Below are 18,044 nucleotides of genomic sequence, written 5' to 3' on the forward strand. Positions count from 1 at the left end.
CTTTACCGTCACCTTTTCCGCTGCTTTTTCGCGGTCGGACACGTCAGGAGCCGGATATCAGGCTCGCCGGACGCATGTCCGTCCAGTTCGCCTCCACGTAGGCCAGGCAATCGGCCCGTGAACTCGCCTCTTTCACGAGGGTCCAGCCGGCCGGGATTTCCGTGCCGACGGGCCAAAGAGTGTGCTGGTTCTCGTGGTTCACGAGCACCAGATATTCCGCACCCTCATCCTCAAATGGATTGGTGGCCATATACCTTAAACCCCCCGGAAATCCCAAAGAATCCCATTGTGTCCGCAGGGATCATTGCGCGGAGGATCTAATTCCATCAAGCCATTGTGACATGGATCACAGGTCACGAAAGGCCGGGAGGGTGCGGTTTGCCCGCATTCCGTTGGTGACGTGACGCGGTTCGCACACGAGGGCGGCGCGCGCGGGCCGCACCGACCGGCGGCCCAGCTTTGCAATTTGCCCTTTCGCGTCAAGTGCGCGGGCGGGCACGCGACGGGGCCGAATCGACAACCGGAATGCCGGCCGGCCCCCTTTCGCGCCGATTTCGCGCCGATTCGGCACCGAGTTCAGGCCGAGGCTCCGGGTTGAGGCCGAGGCTCCGGGTTCAGGCCGAGGCGCGGCGCTTCGCCGTGGTCTTCTTGGCCACCGCGGTCTTCTTCTGCGTGGTCTTCTGGGCCGTCTTGCGGGCCGTCGTCTTCTGGGCCGAGGTCTTGGCCGCCGCCCCGCTTCCGGCCGCCTTGCCCTGCGCCTTGCCGGCCGCCGTCTTGGCCGCGGTCGTTTTGCCCGCCGCCGACTTGCCCGCCGTCGACGTGGACTTCGTCGCCCTCTTCCTGGCGGGCGCCTCCTTCTTCTTCGCCGAGGCCGACGTCGACTTCTTGCCGCCGACCTCCTTGGGGGACGCGGCGGACGCGGCGGACGCGGCGGACGCCGACGACGAGGCCCGCGCCGCGCGGGTGGGCAGCCGGGTGACCTCCGCCTCCGTGTCCTGCTCGGCGGATTCGCCCCGCGCCGTGCGGGCCGCCCGGACGCTGTTCTCCAGGGCTGCCATCAGGTCGATGACCTTGCCGCCGCCCGCGTCGGCGGGGGACGCCTGCTCGGCGGGCACGCCGCCCTCGACCTTCGCGGCGATCAGCTCCTCCACCGCCGAGCGGTAGTCGTCGTGGAGGGTGGACATGTCGACCTCGCCGAGTGTGTCCATCAGGGCGTCCGCCAGGTCCAGTTCGGCGTCGCGGACGGTGACCTCGGCCTCGGGCGCCACTCCCTCGGGCTCGCGGATCTCGTCCGGCCACAGCAGCCCGTGCATGGCGATGACGTCGTCGACCACGCGCAGCATGCCGAGCCGCTCCCGCCCCCGCAGCGCGTACTTCGCGATGGCCACCTTCTGGCTCCGCTTGAGCGCCTCGCGCAGCAGCGTGTACGGCTTGGCGGCGGGGACGCCGTTGGCCGAGAGGTAGTACGCCGCGTCGATCTGGAGCGGGTCGATGCGGTCCTCGGGGACGAACGCGACGATCTCGATCGTCTTCGCCGTCGGAATGGGCAGCGCGGCCAGGTCCTGGTCGGTGATCGGGATGATCGAGCCGTCCGCGTCCTCGTAGCCCTTGCCGATCTCCGCCGAGGTCACCTCGCGGTCCTCCAGCTCGCACACCTTGCGGTAGCGGATGCGCCCGCCGTCCTCCGTGTGGATCTGGCGGAAGGAGATGGAGTGGTTCTCGGTGGCGTTCACGAGCTTGATCGGGATGCTGACCAGGCCGAAGGAGATCGCACCGTTCCAGATGGATCGCACGTCCGGAGCCTCCTCGTTGCCTACGACCGGCTACCACCGGCGACGATGTCACCTGCGAAATGCCTGCTTCACGGCATTTCAGGTGATTTATGGGACTCTCATCGTATGACGCCGATCACAGAGGTGGAGGGACGAAGGATCTCGCTCAGCAACCTGGACAAGGTCATCTATCCGGCGAGCGGCTTCACCAAGGGCGAGGTGCTGCACTACTACGCGGGCACCGCCGACGTTCTCCTCCCGCACCTCGCGGACCGGCCGCTGTCCTTCCTGCGCTATCCGGACGGGCCGGACGGCCAGCGCTTCTTCACCAAGAACGTGCTGCCGGGCACCCCCGAATGGGTGCGCACCGCCGAGGTGCCCCGCTCCGAGGGGCCCACCCGCCAGATCCTCGTGCAGGACCTGGCCTCGCTGATGTGGGCGGCGAACCTGGTCACGGAGTTCCACACCCCGCAGTGGCGGGCCGACGCCCCGGCCTGCGCCGACCGGATGGTGCTCGACCTGGACCCCGGCCCGCCCGCCACCGTCGTCGAGTGCTGCCGGGCCGCGCTGTGGCTGCGCGAGCGGCTGACGGCCGACGGTTTCCACGTGTACGCGAAGACGTCCGGGAGCAAGGGCCTGCATCTGCTCGTCCCGCTGGAGCCGACCCCCTCCGAACGGGTGAGCGCGTACGCGAGATCGCTGGCCGTCCGGGCCGAACAGGAGCTGCCCGGCCTCGTCGTGCACCGCATGACGCGCAGCCTGCGGCCGGGCAAGGTCTTCGTCGACTTCAGCCAGAACGCGGCCGCGAAGACCACCGCCGCCCCCTACACCCTGCGGGCCCGCGACGAACCGACCGTCTCCGCCCCCGTGACCTGGGAGGAGATCGAGGAGTGCGAGGAGCCGGGCCGGCTGGTCTTCCTGGCCGGTGACATCGCGCCCCGGCTGCGCGCGCACGGCGATCTGCTCGGGCCGCTCATGGACCCCGGCCGGGCCGCGCCCCTGCCCGGCCGGGCCGCGCGATGAACCTGCCGCAGCCCGTCCGCGTGGCCCTCGCCGAGGCCGTGACCGCGCTGCCGGAGGGCGGCGGCTGGGCGTACGAGCCGAAGTTCGACGGCCACCGCATGGTCGTCCTGCGGGAGGCCGGGGGCCGGGTGATCCTCCAGGCCCGCTCGGGCCGGAACGTCACCGGCGCCTTCCCCGACCTCGCCGAGGCGGCGCTCCGGCTGCCCGAGGGCACCGCGCTCGACGGCGAGGTCGTGGTGTGGTCCGGCGGGCGCATCGACTTCGCCGCCGTGCAGCGGCGGGCGGCGGCCACCCGCGCGCGTGCCGCCGTCCTCGCGCGCACGCTGCCCGCCTCGTACGCGGCCTTCGACGTGCTCGCGCAGGGCGGCGCGGACTGCCGCCCCCTGCCGTACGAGGAGCGGCGCGCCCGTCTCGTACGCCTGCTCGCGCCATGGGGCCCGCCGCTCCAGGCGGTGCCGTCGACGACCGACCGCGACCTCGCCCTGACCTGGTACGAGACCCTGCCCGCCACCGGTGTCGAGGGCCTGGTGGTCAAGCGGCTCGACGGGGCGTACCGGGGCGGGTCGCGCGCGTGGCTGAAGCTGCGGCACAGCGACACGCGGGACGCGGTGGTGGTCGGCTGCACCGGGCACCCGGCCCGGCCCCAGGCCCTGGTCCTCGCGCTGCCGGGGGACGGCACGCCGGTCGTGTCCTCGCCGCTGTCCCCGGCGGTGCGCTCGGCGGCGGCGCGGGCGCTGCCGGCCCCCGTGGGCGAGGGGGTGGCGACCGCGATCGGCATCGGCGACGTCACGTACGCGGCGCTGCCTGCGGAGCCGGTGGTGCTGGTCGAGGTGCGGCAGAACACCACGCGGCATGCGACGGCGGTCGTGGTCCGCTTCCGCTGAGCAGAGAGACGTAGCTAATCAAGTTTGACCAGCGCCCTCGGGTGGCATACCTTCCGTGTAGTCAAAATTGATTAATGGCGTGGGTGGCGGCCCGCCGCCCAGTCCCCGATGAGGAGACCGTGTGACCTTCCTGCCCGAGACCGGATACGCCCCGACCGACGAGGACCGCGCGAGCCTGGACGCCTGGTTCGCCGCGTACGACGCGCACAGCGCGCGGCGCGACGTGGAGCGCATGGCCGACCTGGCCGTCTTCCCGCTCAACCTGGTCAGCGACGACGCCGCGGGTGAGGGGCGGGCCGCCCAGTGGGACCGGGAGCGGTTCGTCGCGACGATGACGCGGGTGATGGGCGACGGCGGCGAGGACATCGCCTTCGAGTCCACGCGCACGCCCGTCTTCCTCTCCCCCGCGATGGCCGTCGTCTTCACCGACTCGGTGATGACGGCGGGCGGCCACACGCAGCGGCTGCGCTACGCCGACATCCTGATCAGGCGCGGCGGCTCCTGGGCCTTCCAGACCATGATCCAGGGCGGCTGGGGGGACAACCTGTGACCGCCGCCCGCCCCTGAGGCGCACGCCCCCGGCTCAGACCCGCAGCCAGGTCCGGCGGTCCCTGGCCAGGGCGTGCAGGGACTCCACGTCGGCCGGTTTCAGTACCCCGCCCGGGCGGGCCAGCGCCGGCAGGTCCGCCTCGCCCAGCACCCGCACGTCGCGCGCCGGCGCGGGGGCCGGGCCGGCCGTCCCCGTCCCGGCCAGCACCAGGACGGGGCGGACCTCGGCCGCCAGCGCGAAGGAGGCCCGCCCCGCGTCGGAGCGCAGCGTCCGCAGCACGGGGACGGGCCCGGCCCTGCCGACCGTGACCATCGGGTCCGAGATCCGCACCCGCTGTCTGCGGACCGCGAGCGTGCCCACGCAGAACAGGCCGCCGGGGCCGATCAGCAGATGGTGGGTGCGGGCGCCGCCGGGCAGCGGGAGCGAGTGCAGCACCCGCCAGCCCGCCCCTTCGAAACCGTCCAGGACGGCGCCGACCGCCTGCTCGGCGGCGAGCGCGCGCCGCCGGGGGTCGGCGCGCAGCCCGCGCCCGGCCGGCCGCTCGCGCTCCAGGGCGATGTGGAGGGCCTCGCCGGGCCGGTTCGGGGCGAGGTCGTCGTCGGGATGCAGGGCGAGGCGGGCCAGCTCGGCGCGGGTGGGGACCGGCGGTGGGCCCACCGTGACGTCGCCGGTCAGGAAGGGCGCGAGGACGCGCAGCACGTCCTCCTCGCGGTCCTCGCTGAGCAGGTTGACCCGGGACGCGTCCCGGTCGTACCAGGCCACGCTCCCCCCGTCGGCCAGGCAGACGTACAGCCGCTCCTGTCCGTGCCGCCAGGCCGGTACGACGCGCAGTGCGCTCATGCCGCATCACCCCCCGACCATGGGAACAGCCCGCCCGCCGCCGGGGCAAGGAGCCGGACGCGGCCGCAGGGCTGTAACAGCACTGCCCGGACAGCTACGGCACGCTGTTACACGGCCGCCGGGGCGCCGCAATGCCGGCCGTCTACCGTCGGAGCCGTTCAACCGCCCCGCCGTCCGTCGCGGCCGCGCCCGAAGGGGCCGGCGGCCGACCGGGCCGGCCGGGCGCCCCCGGCCGACCACCGTGAGGAACGTCCCGTGAGCACCCGCCGCCCCGCCGTCCTGCGCACCGCCGCCGCCTCCGCGCTCCTCGGCGGGGCGCTGCTCGTGCCGGCCGCCGGGGCCTTCGCGGACACGCCGGAGCCGGGGCCGGCGGCCGAGGTCCACCACATCGCCCTCGGCAACGGCACGACGGCCGAGGTGCGCGGCCGCGGCGGCTCGTACACCGCGACGGTCTCGGTCGGGGACTCGCAGCTCGCCACGCTCTCGGCCCGGCACCCCACCGTCACCCAGAGCGGCGTGCGGTACGAGCTGTACGCCTCCAACGGACACATCGGCGTCACGCGCCTGAAGGGCGGGGACGGTGCGGCCGCCGTGCCGAAGGGCGGGGTCGCGGCGGGCGCCGAGGGGGTGCGGGCCACGGGCGACCCGGCGCTCCTCGCCGCCGGCGGCGGCATGGCGGCGGCCGGCGCGGCGGGCCTCGGCTACGCGATGCTGCGCCGCGGCCGCACCACCGCATGATCCCCTCACCCCACCGCCCCGTCCGAGGAGCCCCCATGAGCACTCCCCCCGCGCGGGCACGGGAGCGGTGGCGGACCGGACGTGTCGCCGTGCTCGCGGGACTGGCCGCCGCGTCCGGTGCCGGGCTGATCGCCTGCGGGTGGGGCGGCGGTGCCCCGGCCCCCGATGTGCGGGTGCACGGCGCCGCCGCGCCGTGGGCGGGGCGGGCCCCCGCCCCGCTGACGGCGTCCCGGCCGACCGGCCTGCGGATCCCGGCGGCGGGCGTCGACGCGCGGTCGATGCTCGGCCTCGGTGTCGGCGCGGACCGCGAGCTGGACGTGCCGCCGGTGGACAAGGCGGACGAGCCCGGCTGGTGGACCGGCGGGGTCACCCCGGGCGAACAGGGTCCCGCCGTGCTCGTCGCGCACTACGACACCGCGCGCGGGCCCGCGCTGATGAGGAACGTCGGGCGGGTACGCGTCGGCGACGCGATCCAGGTGCCGCGCGCGGACGGCCGGACGGCGCGGTTCCGGGTGCGGGAGATCCAGCAGGTCGACAAGAGGGACTTCCCCACCCATAAGGTGTACGGGGCGACCGGGCGCCCCGAGCTGCGCCTGCTGACCTGCGGCGGGCCCCTCGTCGGCGGCCACCGGTCTGACAACATCATCCTCTACGCCGACCTGGTGCCCTGAACGGCAGGCCGGACCCCACGACAGGCCGCGCCCCGCGGCAGGCAGGAGCGCAGTGAACCGCAGCCGGCTCGTCCGCACCGCCGCGTTCGCCGCCCTCGCCGGGGCGCTGGCCGGCGGCTGCGGCGACCCCGGCGGGCTGCGCGGCGCCGGCGCGACACCCACCGCCCAGGGCCCCACCCGCCTCTGGCCCGACCTGCCGTCCCCGTCCGCGCCCGCCGAGGACTACGGCGCCATAGAGAGCGTGGGCGTCACCGGCGTGAAGGTGCCCGGCGGCGATCTGCGCAAGGTGAATCCGGCCGACGTGGTCCGCGCGGACTTCGAGCAGAACCCGGGGACGTACGACACCTCGGACGCCGTGTACGAGGAGACCGTCGCGCGCCTCGACGACTGCGCGGCCGAGGACTCCGGCGCCCAGGAGCGGTGCCCGGTGCTCAAGGCGTACTACCGCGATCTGACCCGCGACGGCGGGGACGACCTGATCGTCGGCGTCTCCACGCCCGACGAGAACCTCGACATCCGCGTCTACGCCGAGGAACGCGGCAGGCTGACGCAGATCATGGAGATGAGCGACGCCGTGCTCGGCGTGGAGCTGGCCGGACGCGACCTGATCATCCGGGCCGTCTCCAGCCTGCCGGGATACGAGTACCACACCGTCTGGTCCTGGGACTCCCACCAGAAGACGATGCTGCCGAAGCGGGACGAGATCGTGCGCTCCGCGAACGCGCCCCGGCCCAAGTCGCCCCGCACCACGCACGCCCGGCCCTCGCAGAGCTCCTCCCCGGGCGGCGGCCGATGAGCCCCCGGCGCCCGCGCGTGCCGCGGCTGCCCGCGTGGACGGCGACGCTCACCTGGAAGGCCGCCGTCTTCATCTCCGTCATGTGCTGCGCGCTCGCCGCGCTGCTCGGCGCGCTCGTGCACGTCTCGGTGACCGACCAGACCGTCGGCCAGGCACGGGAGCGGGCCCTGGCCCGCCTGACGGAGGCCACCGAGCACTACGAGGCCGGCGACCGCCTCGGGACCGGCGCGGCCGTCGACCCGCCCGGCCTGCCGGACCGGCTGCGCGACCTCGCGCTGGACGGGGAGCGCGGCACGATGGTCGCCGACCACGGGTCCCGGCCGACGATGTGGGCGGCGGGGCCCGCCGACGGGCGCCGCGCCATCGCCGTCCAGGTCGACTACTCCCAGGGCGCCCGCACCATCGACGGGGTCGACCGGGCGATCCTCGGCTCCTCCGTCCTGGCGATCGGCGCGACGCTGCTGGTCGGCGCGTTCGCGGTGACCCGCGTGACCCGGCGGCTCCAGCTGACGGCGCAGGTCGCCCGGAAGATCAGCGCGGGCGACCTGGACGCGCGCGTCAACGACCCGCGCACCAAGGGCCCCACCGGCCGCCGGGACGAGGTCGCCGCCGTCGCCGGGGCGCTGGACACCATGGCCTCCACGCTCCAGGGCAAGCTGCTGAGCGAGCAGCGGTTCACCGCCGACGTGGCGCACGAGCTGCGCACCCCGCTGACCGGGCTGCACGCGGCGGCCGAACTGCTCGAGCCGGGGCGCCCCACGGAGCTGGTGCGGGACCGGGTGGCCGCGCTGCGCACCCTGACCGAGGACCTGCTGGAGATCTCCCGGCTGGACGCGAAGCGCGAGCGGGTCGACCTAGACGCCCATCACCTCGCCCCGTTGGCGGAGCGCGTGGTGCGGGCCTCGGGCGGGGGCACGGAGCTGGTCGTGGTCCGCGACGTCTGCGTGGAGACCGACCGGCGGCGCCTGGAGCGGGTGCTCGGCAACCTCGTCGCCAACGCCCTCAAGCACGGCCGGGCGCCGGTGGTGGTGAGCGTCGACGGGCCGGTCGTCACCGTGCGGGACCACGGCGACGGCTACCCCGACTACCTGGTGGAGCACGGCCCGCAGCGCTTCCGCACCGAGGGCACCAGCAAGGGGCACGGCCTCGGCCTGACGATCGCGCTGGGCCAGGCGGCGGTGCTCGGGGCCCGGCTGGTCTTCGCCAACGCCCCGGACGGCGGGGCGGTGGCGACCCTGCGGCTCCCCTTCGACGAGTGCTCCCCCGAGGACCGGACGGACGCCCCCTCCGAGGGCCGGTGAATGCTGACGCCCGGTGAGCCCCGACGGCCGGTGAACTCTGACGCCCGGTGAGCCCTGAGGCCCCGGTGAATTCTGACGCCCGGCGCCCCCTGGCACCGGGTGAACTCCGGCGCCCGGTGAGCCCAGGGACACCGGCGACCTCTGACGGCCGGTGAACTCCGGCCCCCCGGCCAGCCCTGGCACCGGGTGAACTCCGGCGTCCGGTGAGCCCAGGGACGCCGGTGAGCGTTTGCGCACGCGGTATGCCGTTTTTACGGTGAGTCGCGGCCTTCGCGCACCGTCGGGGCCGCCCGCCCTTCCCCCAGGAGGCCCCATGTCCCCGCGGACCACCGCCGTCCGGCTCGGAGTGATCGCCGCCGGCGGCGCCCTCGCCGCGCTCGCCGCCACCGGCCCCGCCGCCGCGCTGGACGGCACCGACCACCACCCGCCCGTCTACAAGGGCCGGGTGACCGCCAAGTCCGGGCTGCTCGTGCGGGACGCCCCGAACCGCGGCGGCCGGGTGGTCCGCAGCGAGCCGTACGGCAAGGTCGTCACCATCTTCTGCAAGACGAAGGGCAGCCAAGTAAGCCGTACCGCCCTCTGGTACCAGCTCACCGACGGCACCTGGGCCTGGGGCTCCGCCCACTACATCGCCACCCTCGGCAAGACCCCGCGCTGGTGCTGACACCCCAGCGCCCGGCCGGGCCGACATAGACGACATAAGCGGACTTGAAGGCATGTTGCTTGCTACGTTCCGGGCATGACCGGAACGAGAGCGGGCTCCGCACCCCCCGCGGTGCCCGCCGTCCGTGTCCCCCGGCGCCGCGGCACCGAACTGGTCCTGCTCGTCGTCGCCGTACTGCTGTCCGTCTACGGCTACTGCGCCGTCGGCCTCGCCAAGAACGGCACCGTCCCGCCCGGCGCCGCCGGCTACGGCGCCGGGCTCGGCGTGCTCGCCCTCCTCGCGCACCTCGCGGTCCGCTTCCGCGCGCCGTACGCCGATCCGCTGCTGCTGCCGATCGCGGTCCTGCTCAACGGCCTCGGCCTGGTGCTCATCTACCGCCTCGACCTGGAGACGCCGCACGACGAGGCCGCGCCCGCCCAGCTGATCTGGTCGACCGTCGGTGTCGGGCTCTTCACCGCCGCCGTGCTCCTCCTGCGCGACCACCGCGTGCTCCAGCGCTACGCCTATCTCTCCGTGGCCGCCGCGCTGATCCTGATGATCGTGCCGATCTTCTTCCCGGCCGTGAACGGCGCCCGGATCTGGATCAGGGTCGGCGGGTTCTCCATCCAGCCCGGCGAGTTCGCCAAGATCCTGCTCGCCGTCTTCTTCGCCAGCCACCTCGCCGCCAACCGCAACGCGTTGGCCTACACCGGCCGCACCCTGTGGCGCTTCAAGCGCCTCCAACTGCCCACCGGACGCGTCCTCGGCCCGATCGTCGCGATCTGGCTGCTCAGCGTCGGCGTCCTGGTCCTGGAGCGCGACCTCGGCACCTCACTGCTCTTCTTCGGACTCTTCGTGATCCTGCTGTACGTCGCCACGGGCCGCACCGGCTGGATCGCGGTCGGCCTGCTGCTGGCCGCGCTCGGCGCGTTCGCCGTCGGCTCCCTCGAACCGCACGTGCACAGCCGCGTCGAGGACTGGCTGCGCCCCTTCGCCTCCATCGAAGCGGGCCAGGGACCCAACCAACTCGCCCAGTCCCTCTTCGCGTTCGCGGCCGGCGGGACGCTCGGCACCGGGCTCGGGCTCGGCCACTCCATCCTCATCGGCTTCGCCGCGAAGTCCGACTTCATCCTGGCGACGGCGGGCGAGGAGCTCGGCCTGGCCGGCCTCTGCGCCATCTTCCTGCTCTACGCCCTGCTCGTGGAGCGCGGCTACCGCGCCGGACTCGCGCTGCGCGACCCCTTCGGGCGGCTGCTCGCGGTCGGCCTCTCCTCGATCATCGCGCTCCAGGTCTTCGTGATCGCCGGGGGCGTGATGGGGCTCATCCCGCTCACCGGCATGGCGATGCCCTTCCTCGCCCAGGGCGGTTCGTCGGTCGTCACCAACTGGATCATCGTGGCCCTGCTCATCCGGCTCAGCCATTCGGCGCGCAGCCAGCCCGTCGGCGAGGTGACGCCGTGACCCGGTACATCAGGCACGCCGCCGCCTTCTGCGCGCTGCTGCTCGTCGCCCTGCTCGTCAACGCCACCCGCGTCCAGGTCGTCGACTCCGACTCCCTCGACCACAACCCCGCCAACCGGCGCCGGGCCATCGTCCGCTTCGAGCAGCCGCGCGGCGACATCCTGGTCGACGGGCGGCCCGTCACCGGCTCCAAGGACACCGGCGAGCAGCTGCGCCACGAACGCACGTACAAGAACGGGCCGTTGTACGCGCCGGTGACCGGCTTCGCCTCGCAGGTGTACGGCACGACGTTCCTGGAGAACGCACAGGACGACCTCCTCTCCGGCACCGATCCGATGCTCGCCCCGCTGCCGCTGTGGAACGACCTCACGCGGGCGCACAGCCCCGGCGGCCGGGTCGAGACGACGATCCGGGCGGCGGTGCAGCAGGCCGCGTACGCCGGGCTCGGCGGCAAGAGGGGCGCCGTCGCGGCGGTCGAGCCGGCCACCGGCCGGATCCTCGCGCTGGTCAGCACGCCGTCGTACGACCCCGAGCGGCTCTCCGGGACGGGGCGGGCGGTGACGGACGCCTGGGCCGAGCTGAACAGCAGTCGCGCCAAGCCGATGCTGAACCGGGCGATCCGCCGGACCTATCCGCCCGGTTCGACGTTCAAGGTGGTCACGGCCGCCGCCGCGCTGGAGGCGGGCGCCGTGCGGGACGTGGACGCGCCGACCAGGTCCCCGAGCCCGTACACCCTGCCCGGCACCAGCACACGGCTGACCAACGAGGTGGACGGCTGCGCCAACGCCTCCCTGCGGTACGCCTTCCAGTGGTCCTGCAACACGGTGTTCGCCAAGCTCGGGGTCGACACCGGCCTGAGCGCGATGCGGGAGACCGCGGAGAACTTCGGGTTCAACGACCCGGGGCTGCGGATCCCCTTCTCCGTCTCGCCCGGCAACTTCGACACCTCCCCGGACCGGGCCCAGCTCGCGCTCTCCTCCATCGGCCAGTACGACACCCGGGCGACGCCGCTGCAGATGGCGATGGTCTCGGCGGCCGTCGCGGGCGGCGGCTCCGTCAAGGCGCCCTACCTCGTGGAGCGGACGACCACGGAGGACGGCGACGTCATCAGCACCGCGGGCACCAGGACGCTGCGCCAGGCGATGAACCCGGCGACGGCCGCGCTGCTGCGGGAGATGATGACGGAGGTCGTGGAGAAGGGCACCGGCGCGAACGCCGCGATCCCGGGGGCGACGGTGGGCGGCAAGACGGGCACCGCCCAGCACGGCCTCGACAACGCCGGCACGCCCTATGCCTGGTTCGTCTCCTGGGCGCAGGGCGCGCAGGACCCGGAGCCCTCGGTGGCGGTCGCCGTGGTCGTGGAGGACGCGGCGGCGGACCGCGACGACATCAGCGGCGGGGGCAGCGCGGCGCCGATCGCGAGGGCGGTGATGGAGGCGGCCCTGGACACCGGCCGCGGAGCGCACGGCCCCTGAGCCGAACACCCCCTGCCACGCCCCCGAGCACCCGAGGGCCACCGGGGTCAGTCGTCCGCCCCCGAGGCGATGACGGACCGTACCTCCTGCGCCCGCTCACGCTCCTCGGCGGCGAAGCGTTCGGCGTCCAGTTGCTCGGCGATCTCCTCGTCCTGCGCCATGAGCTGGTCGAGATTGGCGTCGCCCCACTCGAAGACGCCCATGTCCACATAGGCCTGCTGGAGGCGCTTGCCCCACAGGCCGATGTCCTTGACGCACGGCACGATGCGGCTGAACAGCAGCCGCCGGAACAGGGCGAGGAACTCGGACTGCTCGCTGTACTCCTCGGCCTGCGCGGTCGGGATGCCGAAGTTCTCCAGGACCTCGACCCCGCGCAGCCGGTCGCGCATCAGGTGACAGCCCTCGATGACGAATTCCTCGCGCTCGCGCAGCTCGGCGTCGGTCAGCTGCTTGTAGTAGTCGCGCAGCGCCATCCGTCCGAACGCCACGTGCCGGGCCTCGTCCTGCATGACGTACGCGAGGATCTGCCGGGGCAGCGGCCTGTCCGTGGTGTCGCGGATCATGCCGAACGCGGCGAGGGCGAGGCCCTCGATGAGGACCTGCATGCCGAGGTAGGGCATGTCCCAGCGGGAGTCGCGCAGGGTGTCACCGAGGAGCGACTGGAGGTTGTCGTTGATCGGGTAGAGCATCCCGATCTTCTCGTGCAGGAAGCGGCCGTAGATCTCGGCGTGCCGCGCCTCGTCCATGGTCTGGGTCGCGGAGTAGAACTTGGCGTCCAGGTCGGGTGCGGACTCCACGATGCGCGCCGCGCACACCATCGCGCCCTGCTCGCCGTGCAGGAACTGGCTGAACTGCCAGGACGCGTAGCTCCGGCGCAGCTCGCCCTTGTCCTTCTCGGTCAGCTTGGCCCAGTGGGGCGTGCCGTACAGCGACATCGACTCGTCGGGGGTGCCGAGGGGGTCGAGCGGGTCGACCTCCAGGTCCCAGTCGATGCGTGTGGCGCCGTCCCACTGCTTGTCCTTGCCCTTCTGGTACAGGGCGAGGAGGCGGTCCCGTCCTTCGTCGTACTCCCAGCTGAACCGGGCCGAACCGGCCGACGGCACCTGCCAGCCGGGCTCATCAGGGGGCCTGGTGTAAAGCTCATGCGTCGACATAGGGGCAGGCTCACAGCTCCTGGACGCAGCGTCAACAAGTCGTGCGCGAGGGATTGACGCCCTTGCTGACAAGCAGTCTCATAAGAGGTGACCGCCGGTAACCACGACAAGTCAGGGACAGCCATGACGACCGTGACGGAAGACGTTTCGCCGGCCGGGCTGCGGGACGCGCTCGGCCTGCTCAAGGACCGCGAGCAGGTGGCCGTCCGGCTCCTCGAATCCTCCGCCAGGCACTCCTTCGACCCCGACCGGGAACTCGACTGGGACGCCCCCGTCGAGGAGGGCAAGTGGTTCTGGCCGCCGGAGCTGGTCTCGCTCTACGGCACACCGCTGTGGAAGCGGATGTCCGAGGAGCAGCGGATGGACCTGGCCCGGCACGAGGCCGCCTCGCTCGCCTCGCTCGGCATCTGGTTCGAGATCATCCTCATGCAGCTGCTCGTACGGCACATCTACGACAAGTCGGTGACCAGCGCGCACGTGCGGTACGCGCTGACCGAGATAGCCGACGAGTGCCGGCACTCCATGATGTTCGCTCGCATGATCGAGAAGGGCGGCGCGCCGACGTACCCCGTCACGCGCCTCAACCACAATCTCGCGCGCGTCCTGAAGACCGTCTCCACCACCCCCGGCTCCTTCGCCTGCACGCTGCTCGGCGAGGAGATCCTCGACTGGATGCAGCGGCTCACCTTCCCCGACGAGCGCGTCCAGACGATCGTGCGCGGGGTGACCCGCATCCACGTGGTGGAGGAGGCGCGCCATGTCCGGTACGCCCGCGAGGAGCTGCGACGCCAGATGGTGACCGCGCCGCGCTGGGAGCAGGAGCTGACCCGCCTCAGCTGCGGCGAGGCCGCGCGGGTCTTCTCCCTCGCGTTCGTGAACCCGAAGGTCTACGCGGACGTCGGGCTCGACCGCGCGGAGGCCGTCGCCCAGGTGCGGGCGAGCGGGCACCGCAGGGAGGTCATGCAGTCCGGGGCCAAGCGGCTCACGGACTTCCTGGACGACATAGGCGTCCTGCGGGGGGTGGGCCGACGGCTGTGGCGCAGCTCGGGGCTGCTCGCCTGAGCGCCGGGCACGTCCGGCCGGCCGTACGGCCGCCCGCACCCCCGAGCGGGGCACCGCCGGTTACGCTGCGGGGCATGACGTCGCCGGCCACACCCGCCTACCGCCGCCTCAGCGTCGAAGCGAGGCGGCGCCAGCTCCTGGAGTCCGCGCTCACCCTCTTCGCGCACCGCGCGCCCGAGGAGGTCAACCTCGACGACGTCGCGGAGGCGGCCGGCGTCTCGCGCCCGCTCGTCTACCGCTACTTCCCGGGCGGCAAGCAGCAGTTGTACGAGGCCGCGCTGCGCTCGGCGGCCCAGGAGCTGGAGCAGTGCTTCGCCGAGCCGCCCGAGGGGCCGCTGACCCGGCGGCTGTCCCGGGCGCTCGACCGGTATCTGGCCTTCGTGGACGGGCACGACACCGGGTTCAGCGCGCTGCTCCAGGGCGGCAGCGTGGTGGAGACCTCCCGGACCACCTCGATAGTGGACGGTGTGCGCCGGGCCGCCGCCGAGCACATCCTCGCCCACCTGGACGTGGCCGAGCCGGGCCCCCGGCTCCGGATGACCGTACGCATGTGGATCACCGCCGTGGAGGCGGCCTCGCTGATCTGGCTCGACGAGGGGAAGCAGCCGCCGCTGGACGACCTGCGGGACATGCTCGTCGAGCAGTTCATGGCGGTCCTCGTGGCGACGGCGGGCCGCGACCCGCAGACGGCCCGGGTCGTGCGGTGGGCGCTGGCCCTGGAGAGGGCCGAGGGCCCGGTCGGCTCCCTCGCGCGCCGCGTGCTGCCCGTGCTCGCCGACGCGGCCCACCTGCTGTGACGGCCCGTGGCGTGCGCCCCCGTGGTGTGACGGCCCGTGGTGTGACACTGGTGGCGTGAAGAGCGAAGAGACACCGTTCGTGGGTGGCCCCCTGGACGGCCGCGTCCTGCCCGTCCTGCTCGGCCCGACCGGCCACCCGCCGAAGGTCTACCGCGTCCCGGTGCCGGACGACGCGGGCGGCCCCCCGACGGTCCTGGTCTACCGCCGGGTGCCCGCCGGGACCGGCGGCCGGCTCCCGCTCACCGCGAAGTGGCGCTACGAGTACGACGCCGGGGGCGACACGGACAGCGGCCCGAAGTGGCCGTGGTCGAAGCCGCCCAAGCCCTGACCGCCGCCCCGCGCGGGCGCGAGCGGCCCCGAAGCACCCGCGGCCGTGCGATGCAACGTCCCACGCCGTCCACCCCTGGACGAGCGGCCCGGTTCCCCCGACCGCCCCCGCCGGGAGGCGGCCTCGGCGGGCGGGCCGGATGCTCGGGGTGCGCGAAGGAAGTCCCTTCCGCACACCGGAGGTGATGACGTGTCAGCACGCCTGCCGCGCTGGGTCTGCACCGGGGCCGCCCTGGGCGCCCTGTGCACCACCGCTCTCCCCGCCCACGCGGCCCCGGAGCCGCAGGATCGTTCCGTCGCGGCCCTTCTGACGGACCTTCAGCGCCTGTACCGCTCCACCGAAGAGGCGACGGAGACCTACAACGCCACCGAGGAGAAGCTGCGGAAGCAGCGCGCCAAGGCCGAGGAGCTCGGCAGGCGGCTGGCGAAGGCACGCGCCTCGGTGCACGACGGCAGGGGCGACGCGGGCCGCTTCGCCCGGCAGCAGTACCAGGGCGCCACCGGCCTCTCCCCCTACGTACGCCTGCTCCTGGCCCGCGACCCGCAGCACGCCCTCGACCAGGGCCACGTCATCGGACGGCTGGCCGCCGAGCGGGCCGCCGCCGTCGAACGCCTGGTCGGCGGCGAGAAGAAGGCCCACGAGCTGGCGGGCGCGGCGAGGAAGGCACTGGCCGCCCAGAGCGCCCTGGCCGCACGACAGAAGAAGCAGCGGGACGAGATCGGCGGGCGGCTCAAGAAGGTCGAGGAACTGCTCGCGGCCCTCACCCCGGACCAGCTCGACGCGCTGCGGGCCGCCGAGGACGCCGGGACGGCCAGGGCCCAGCGGGCGTTCATGGCGTCCGGCGCGCTCAGTGGCGGCCCGGCCACGCGGGGGCCCTCACGGCAGGGCGGGAAGGCCCTCGACTTCGCGGTGCGCCAGATCGGCAGACCCTACGCGTGGGGGGCCAGGGGCCCGAAGGCGTACGACTGCTCGGGCCTGACCTCGCGAGCCTGGGCGCACGCGGGCCGCGAGATCCCCCGGACCAGCCAGGCGCAGTGGGCCGAGCTGCCGCGTGTCCCCCTGTCGAAGCTGCGCCCGGGCGACCTCGTCGTGTACTACCCGAAGGCCACGCATGTGGCGCTGTACCTGGGCGACGGGAAGGTCGTCCAGGCGCCGCGCCCCGGCGCCCGGGTCAAGGTGTCGCCGATCGCGGCGAACCCCGTCCTCGGCGCGGTACGGCCCGACCCGGGGCGCCGGCCCGTGCGCGGCTACACCCCGCCCGAGCTGCCCGAGGGGGCGACCTCGGGCAGCGACCTGGGCCACGGCGGCGATCAGGCGCCGGCGGCGACCGACTCCAGGTAGGCGGCGGCCTTGGCCGGGTCGTAGAAGTAGTTCTCGAAGTCGGCCGGGTCGTTGAAGCCGTTCGCGAACCGGTCGGCGACCGGCTGGAGCTGCCCCGCCGCGCCGAGGATGTTCAGGACGTGCTCCGGCGGGGCGCCCAGCATGGCGTTGGTCCACTTGGTCACCCACTGCGCGGTGTCCCAGTAGCGGTCGAAGGCCGACTGCATCCACTCCTCGTCGAACGGCCTGTCGCCGTGCTCGACGATGGAGGAGAGGTAGGAGGCGGCGCACTTGGACGCCGAGTTGGAGCCCTGCCCGGTGATCGGGTCGTTGGCGACGACCACATCCGCGACGCCGAGGACCGCGCCGCCGCCGGGCAGCCGCCCGATCGGCTTGCGCACGGTCGGGGCGTAGCGCCCGGCCAGCGTGCCGCCCGCGTCGGTCAGCTCGACCTTGGTGGCGCGCGCGTACTCCCAGGGCAGGTACTTCTCCAGGAGTTCCAGGGTGAGCGCCAGGTGCTCGCTGGGGTCCTTGACGCCCTGGAAGACGTCGAGGGGGCCGCCCGGGACGCCCTCCCAGAACAGGATGTCCGCGCGGCCGGACGTGGTGAGGGTCGGCATCACGAACAGCTCGCCGACACCGGGCACGAGGTTGCAGCGCACCGCGTCGAACTCGGGGTGCTCGGGGCGCGGGCCGAGACCGTGGACGTAGGCGACCGCAAGGGCGCGCTGCGGCTCGGTGAAGGGGGAACGGGAGGCGTCGCGCTCGAACATCGACACCAGCTCGCCCTTGCCCGCCGAGACGAGCACCAGGTCGTAGGCGCGGGAGAAGTAGTCGAGGTCGGAGACCGCCGCGCCGTGGATGACCAGCTGGCCGCCGCGCTGCGCGAACGTCTCCATCCAGCCCGCCATCTTCACGCGCTGGTCGACGGACTGGGCGTACCCGTCCAGCTTGCCGACCCAGTCGATGACGCGGGAGCCGTCGGGGCCGGCGACCGAGACGCCGACGCCCTCTATCCTCGGCGCCTGCGACTCCCAGAAGTTCGCCTGGATGTCGCGCTCGTGCTGGAGCGCCGTGTCGAACATGCACTGGGTGGACATGACCCGCCCGGAGCGGATCTCGTCCGCCGTGCGGTTGGACATCAGGGTGACCTCGTACCCCCGCGCCTGGAGCCCGAGGGCGATCTGGAGCCCGGACTGACCGGCTCCCACGACAAGTATCTTCCGCAT

19 protein-coding genes are annotated in these 18,044 nt (G+C 73.4%); 14 read left to right on the forward strand and 5 right to left on the reverse strand.

The window, feature by feature from the left end:
- Nucleotides 1-43: 43 nt before the first annotated feature.
- Nucleotides 44-250 (reverse strand): MbtH family protein, encoded by a 207-nt coding sequence (locus ACZ516_RS22610; RefSeq protein ID WP_358590007.1) that lies wholly within the window; start codon nucleotides 248-250, stop codon nucleotides 44-46.
- 364 nt (nucleotides 251-614) lie between these two features.
- Nucleotides 615-1,793, reverse strand: coding sequence for a non-homologous end joining protein Ku (ku, locus tag ACZ516_RS22615; protein ID WP_469011498.1), 1,179 nt, complete (start codon nucleotides 1,791-1,793; stop codon nucleotides 615-617).
- A 105-nt stretch (nucleotides 1,794-1,898) separates the two neighbouring features.
- On the opposite strand from ku, the gene ligD reads away from it, so the two are divergent.
- From ligD to ACZ516_RS22630, 3 genes are all read left to right on the forward strand, one after another.
- The gene (gene ligD / locus ACZ516_RS22620) at nucleotides 1,899-2,795 is read left to right on the forward strand and encodes a non-homologous end-joining DNA ligase (protein ID WP_469011499.1); all 897 of its coding nucleotides are present in this window, start codon (nucleotides 1,899-1,901) and stop codon (nucleotides 2,793-2,795) included.
- On the forward strand, nucleotides 2,792-3,679 hold the full coding sequence (locus ACZ516_RS22625) for an ATP-dependent DNA ligase (protein ID WP_469011500.1): 888 nt from the start codon (nucleotides 2,792-2,794) through the stop codon (nucleotides 3,677-3,679). The genes ligD and ACZ516_RS22625 overlap by 4 nt, the downstream gene beginning before the upstream one ends.
- A gap of 121 nt (nucleotides 3,680-3,800) precedes the next feature.
- Nucleotides 3,801-4,229: a nuclear transport factor 2 family protein gene (locus tag ACZ516_RS22630; protein WP_358701450.1), complete on the forward strand. Its 429-nt coding sequence runs from the start codon at nucleotides 3,801-3,803 to the stop codon at nucleotides 4,227-4,229.
- A gap of 33 nt (nucleotides 4,230-4,262) precedes the next feature.
- Here the strand turns inward: ACZ516_RS22630 and ACZ516_RS22635 are convergent, their stop codons facing one another.
- Nucleotides 4,263-5,069, reverse strand: a complete 807-nt coding sequence (locus tag ACZ516_RS22635; protein WP_469011501.1) for a nuclease-related domain-containing protein — start codon at nucleotides 5,067-5,069, stop codon at nucleotides 4,263-4,265.
- A 255-nt stretch (nucleotides 5,070-5,324) separates the two neighbouring features.
- Here ACZ516_RS22635 and ACZ516_RS22640 point away from each other — a divergent pair, with 255 nt between their 5' ends.
- The 7 genes from ACZ516_RS22640 to ACZ516_RS22670 all read left to right on the forward strand — a co-directional run bounded on the left by ACZ516_RS22640 (nucleotide 5,325) and on the right by ACZ516_RS22670 (nucleotide 12,154).
- Entirely contained in the window at nucleotides 5,325-5,807 is a 483-nt protein-coding gene (locus tag ACZ516_RS22640) for a hypothetical protein (RefSeq protein WP_469011502.1), read from the forward strand.
- A gap of 35 nt (nucleotides 5,808-5,842) precedes the next feature.
- Nucleotides 5,843-6,478: a class F sortase gene (locus tag ACZ516_RS22645; protein ID WP_469011503.1), complete on the forward strand. Its 636-nt coding sequence runs from the start codon at nucleotides 5,843-5,845 to the stop codon at nucleotides 6,476-6,478.
- A 52-nt stretch (nucleotides 6,479-6,530) separates the two neighbouring features.
- Nucleotides 6,531-7,274, forward strand: coding sequence for a hypothetical protein (locus ACZ516_RS22650; protein ID WP_469011504.1), 744 nt, complete (start codon nucleotides 6,531-6,533; stop codon nucleotides 7,272-7,274).
- A complete protein-coding gene (locus tag ACZ516_RS22655) occupies nucleotides 7,271-8,575 on the forward strand; it encodes a HAMP domain-containing sensor histidine kinase (RefSeq protein ID WP_361079432.1) in 1,305 nt (434 codons plus the stop codon). Before ACZ516_RS22650 ends, ACZ516_RS22655 begins: the two co-directional genes overlap by 4 nt.
- A gap of 313 nt (nucleotides 8,576-8,888) precedes the next feature.
- Entirely contained in the window at nucleotides 8,889-9,239 is a 351-nt protein-coding gene (locus tag ACZ516_RS22660; protein ID WP_469011505.1) for an SH3 domain-containing protein, read from the forward strand.
- A gap of 75 nt (nucleotides 9,240-9,314) precedes the next feature.
- Nucleotides 9,315-10,679 carry an FtsW/RodA/SpoVE family cell cycle protein gene (locus ACZ516_RS22665; RefSeq protein ID WP_469011506.1) on the forward strand — a complete coding sequence of 455 codons (1,365 nt, stop codon included), beginning with the start codon at nucleotides 9,315-9,317 and terminating at the stop codon, nucleotides 10,677-10,679.
- Entirely contained in the window at nucleotides 10,676-12,154 is a 1,479-nt protein-coding gene (locus ACZ516_RS22670) for a penicillin-binding transpeptidase domain-containing protein (RefSeq protein ID WP_361079436.1), read from the forward strand. The genes ACZ516_RS22665 and ACZ516_RS22670 overlap by 4 nt, the downstream gene beginning before the upstream one ends.
- Nucleotides 12,155-12,201: 47 nt before the next feature.
- On the opposite strand, the gene ACZ516_RS22675 is transcribed toward ACZ516_RS22670, so the two are convergent.
- Nucleotides 12,202-13,308 carry a ferritin-like domain-containing protein gene (locus ACZ516_RS22675; protein WP_469011507.1) on the reverse strand — a complete coding sequence of 369 codons (1,107 nt, stop codon included), beginning with the start codon at nucleotides 13,306-13,308 and terminating at the stop codon, nucleotides 12,202-12,204.
- A 123-nt stretch (nucleotides 13,309-13,431) separates the two neighbouring features.
- Here ACZ516_RS22675 and ACZ516_RS22680 point away from each other — a divergent pair, with 123 nt between their 5' ends.
- The 4 genes from ACZ516_RS22680 (at nucleotide 13,432) to ACZ516_RS22695 (ending at nucleotide 16,836) form a co-directional block, all read left to right on the forward strand.
- A complete protein-coding gene (locus ACZ516_RS22680) occupies nucleotides 13,432-14,370 on the forward strand; it encodes an AurF N-oxygenase family protein (RefSeq protein ID WP_469011508.1) in 939 nt (312 codons plus the stop codon).
- Nucleotides 14,371-14,444: 74 nt separating this feature from the next.
- On the forward strand, nucleotides 14,445-15,167 hold the full coding sequence (locus tag ACZ516_RS22685) for a TetR/AcrR family transcriptional regulator (protein WP_469011509.1): 723 nt from the start codon (nucleotides 14,445-14,447) through the stop codon (nucleotides 15,165-15,167).
- 55 nt (nucleotides 15,168-15,222) lie between these two features.
- Nucleotides 15,223-15,495, forward strand: a complete 273-nt coding sequence (locus tag ACZ516_RS22690) for a hypothetical protein (RefSeq protein ID WP_358698008.1) — start codon at nucleotides 15,223-15,225, stop codon at nucleotides 15,493-15,495.
- A 189-nt stretch (nucleotides 15,496-15,684) separates the two neighbouring features.
- Nucleotides 15,685-16,836 (forward strand): C40 family peptidase, encoded by a 1,152-nt coding sequence (locus ACZ516_RS22695; protein ID WP_469011510.1) that lies wholly within the window; start codon nucleotides 15,685-15,687, stop codon nucleotides 16,834-16,836.
- Here the strand turns inward: ACZ516_RS22695 and ACZ516_RS22700 are convergent.
- Nucleotides 16,806-18,044: a styrene monooxygenase/indole monooxygenase family protein gene (locus ACZ516_RS22700; RefSeq protein WP_358588281.1), complete on the reverse strand. Its 1,239-nt coding sequence runs from the start codon at nucleotides 18,042-18,044 to the stop codon at nucleotides 16,806-16,808. The two genes, ACZ516_RS22695 and ACZ516_RS22700, sit on opposite strands and share 31 nt — an antisense overlap.

This window comes from Streptomyces sp. NPDC034037 (assembly GCF_055575715.1).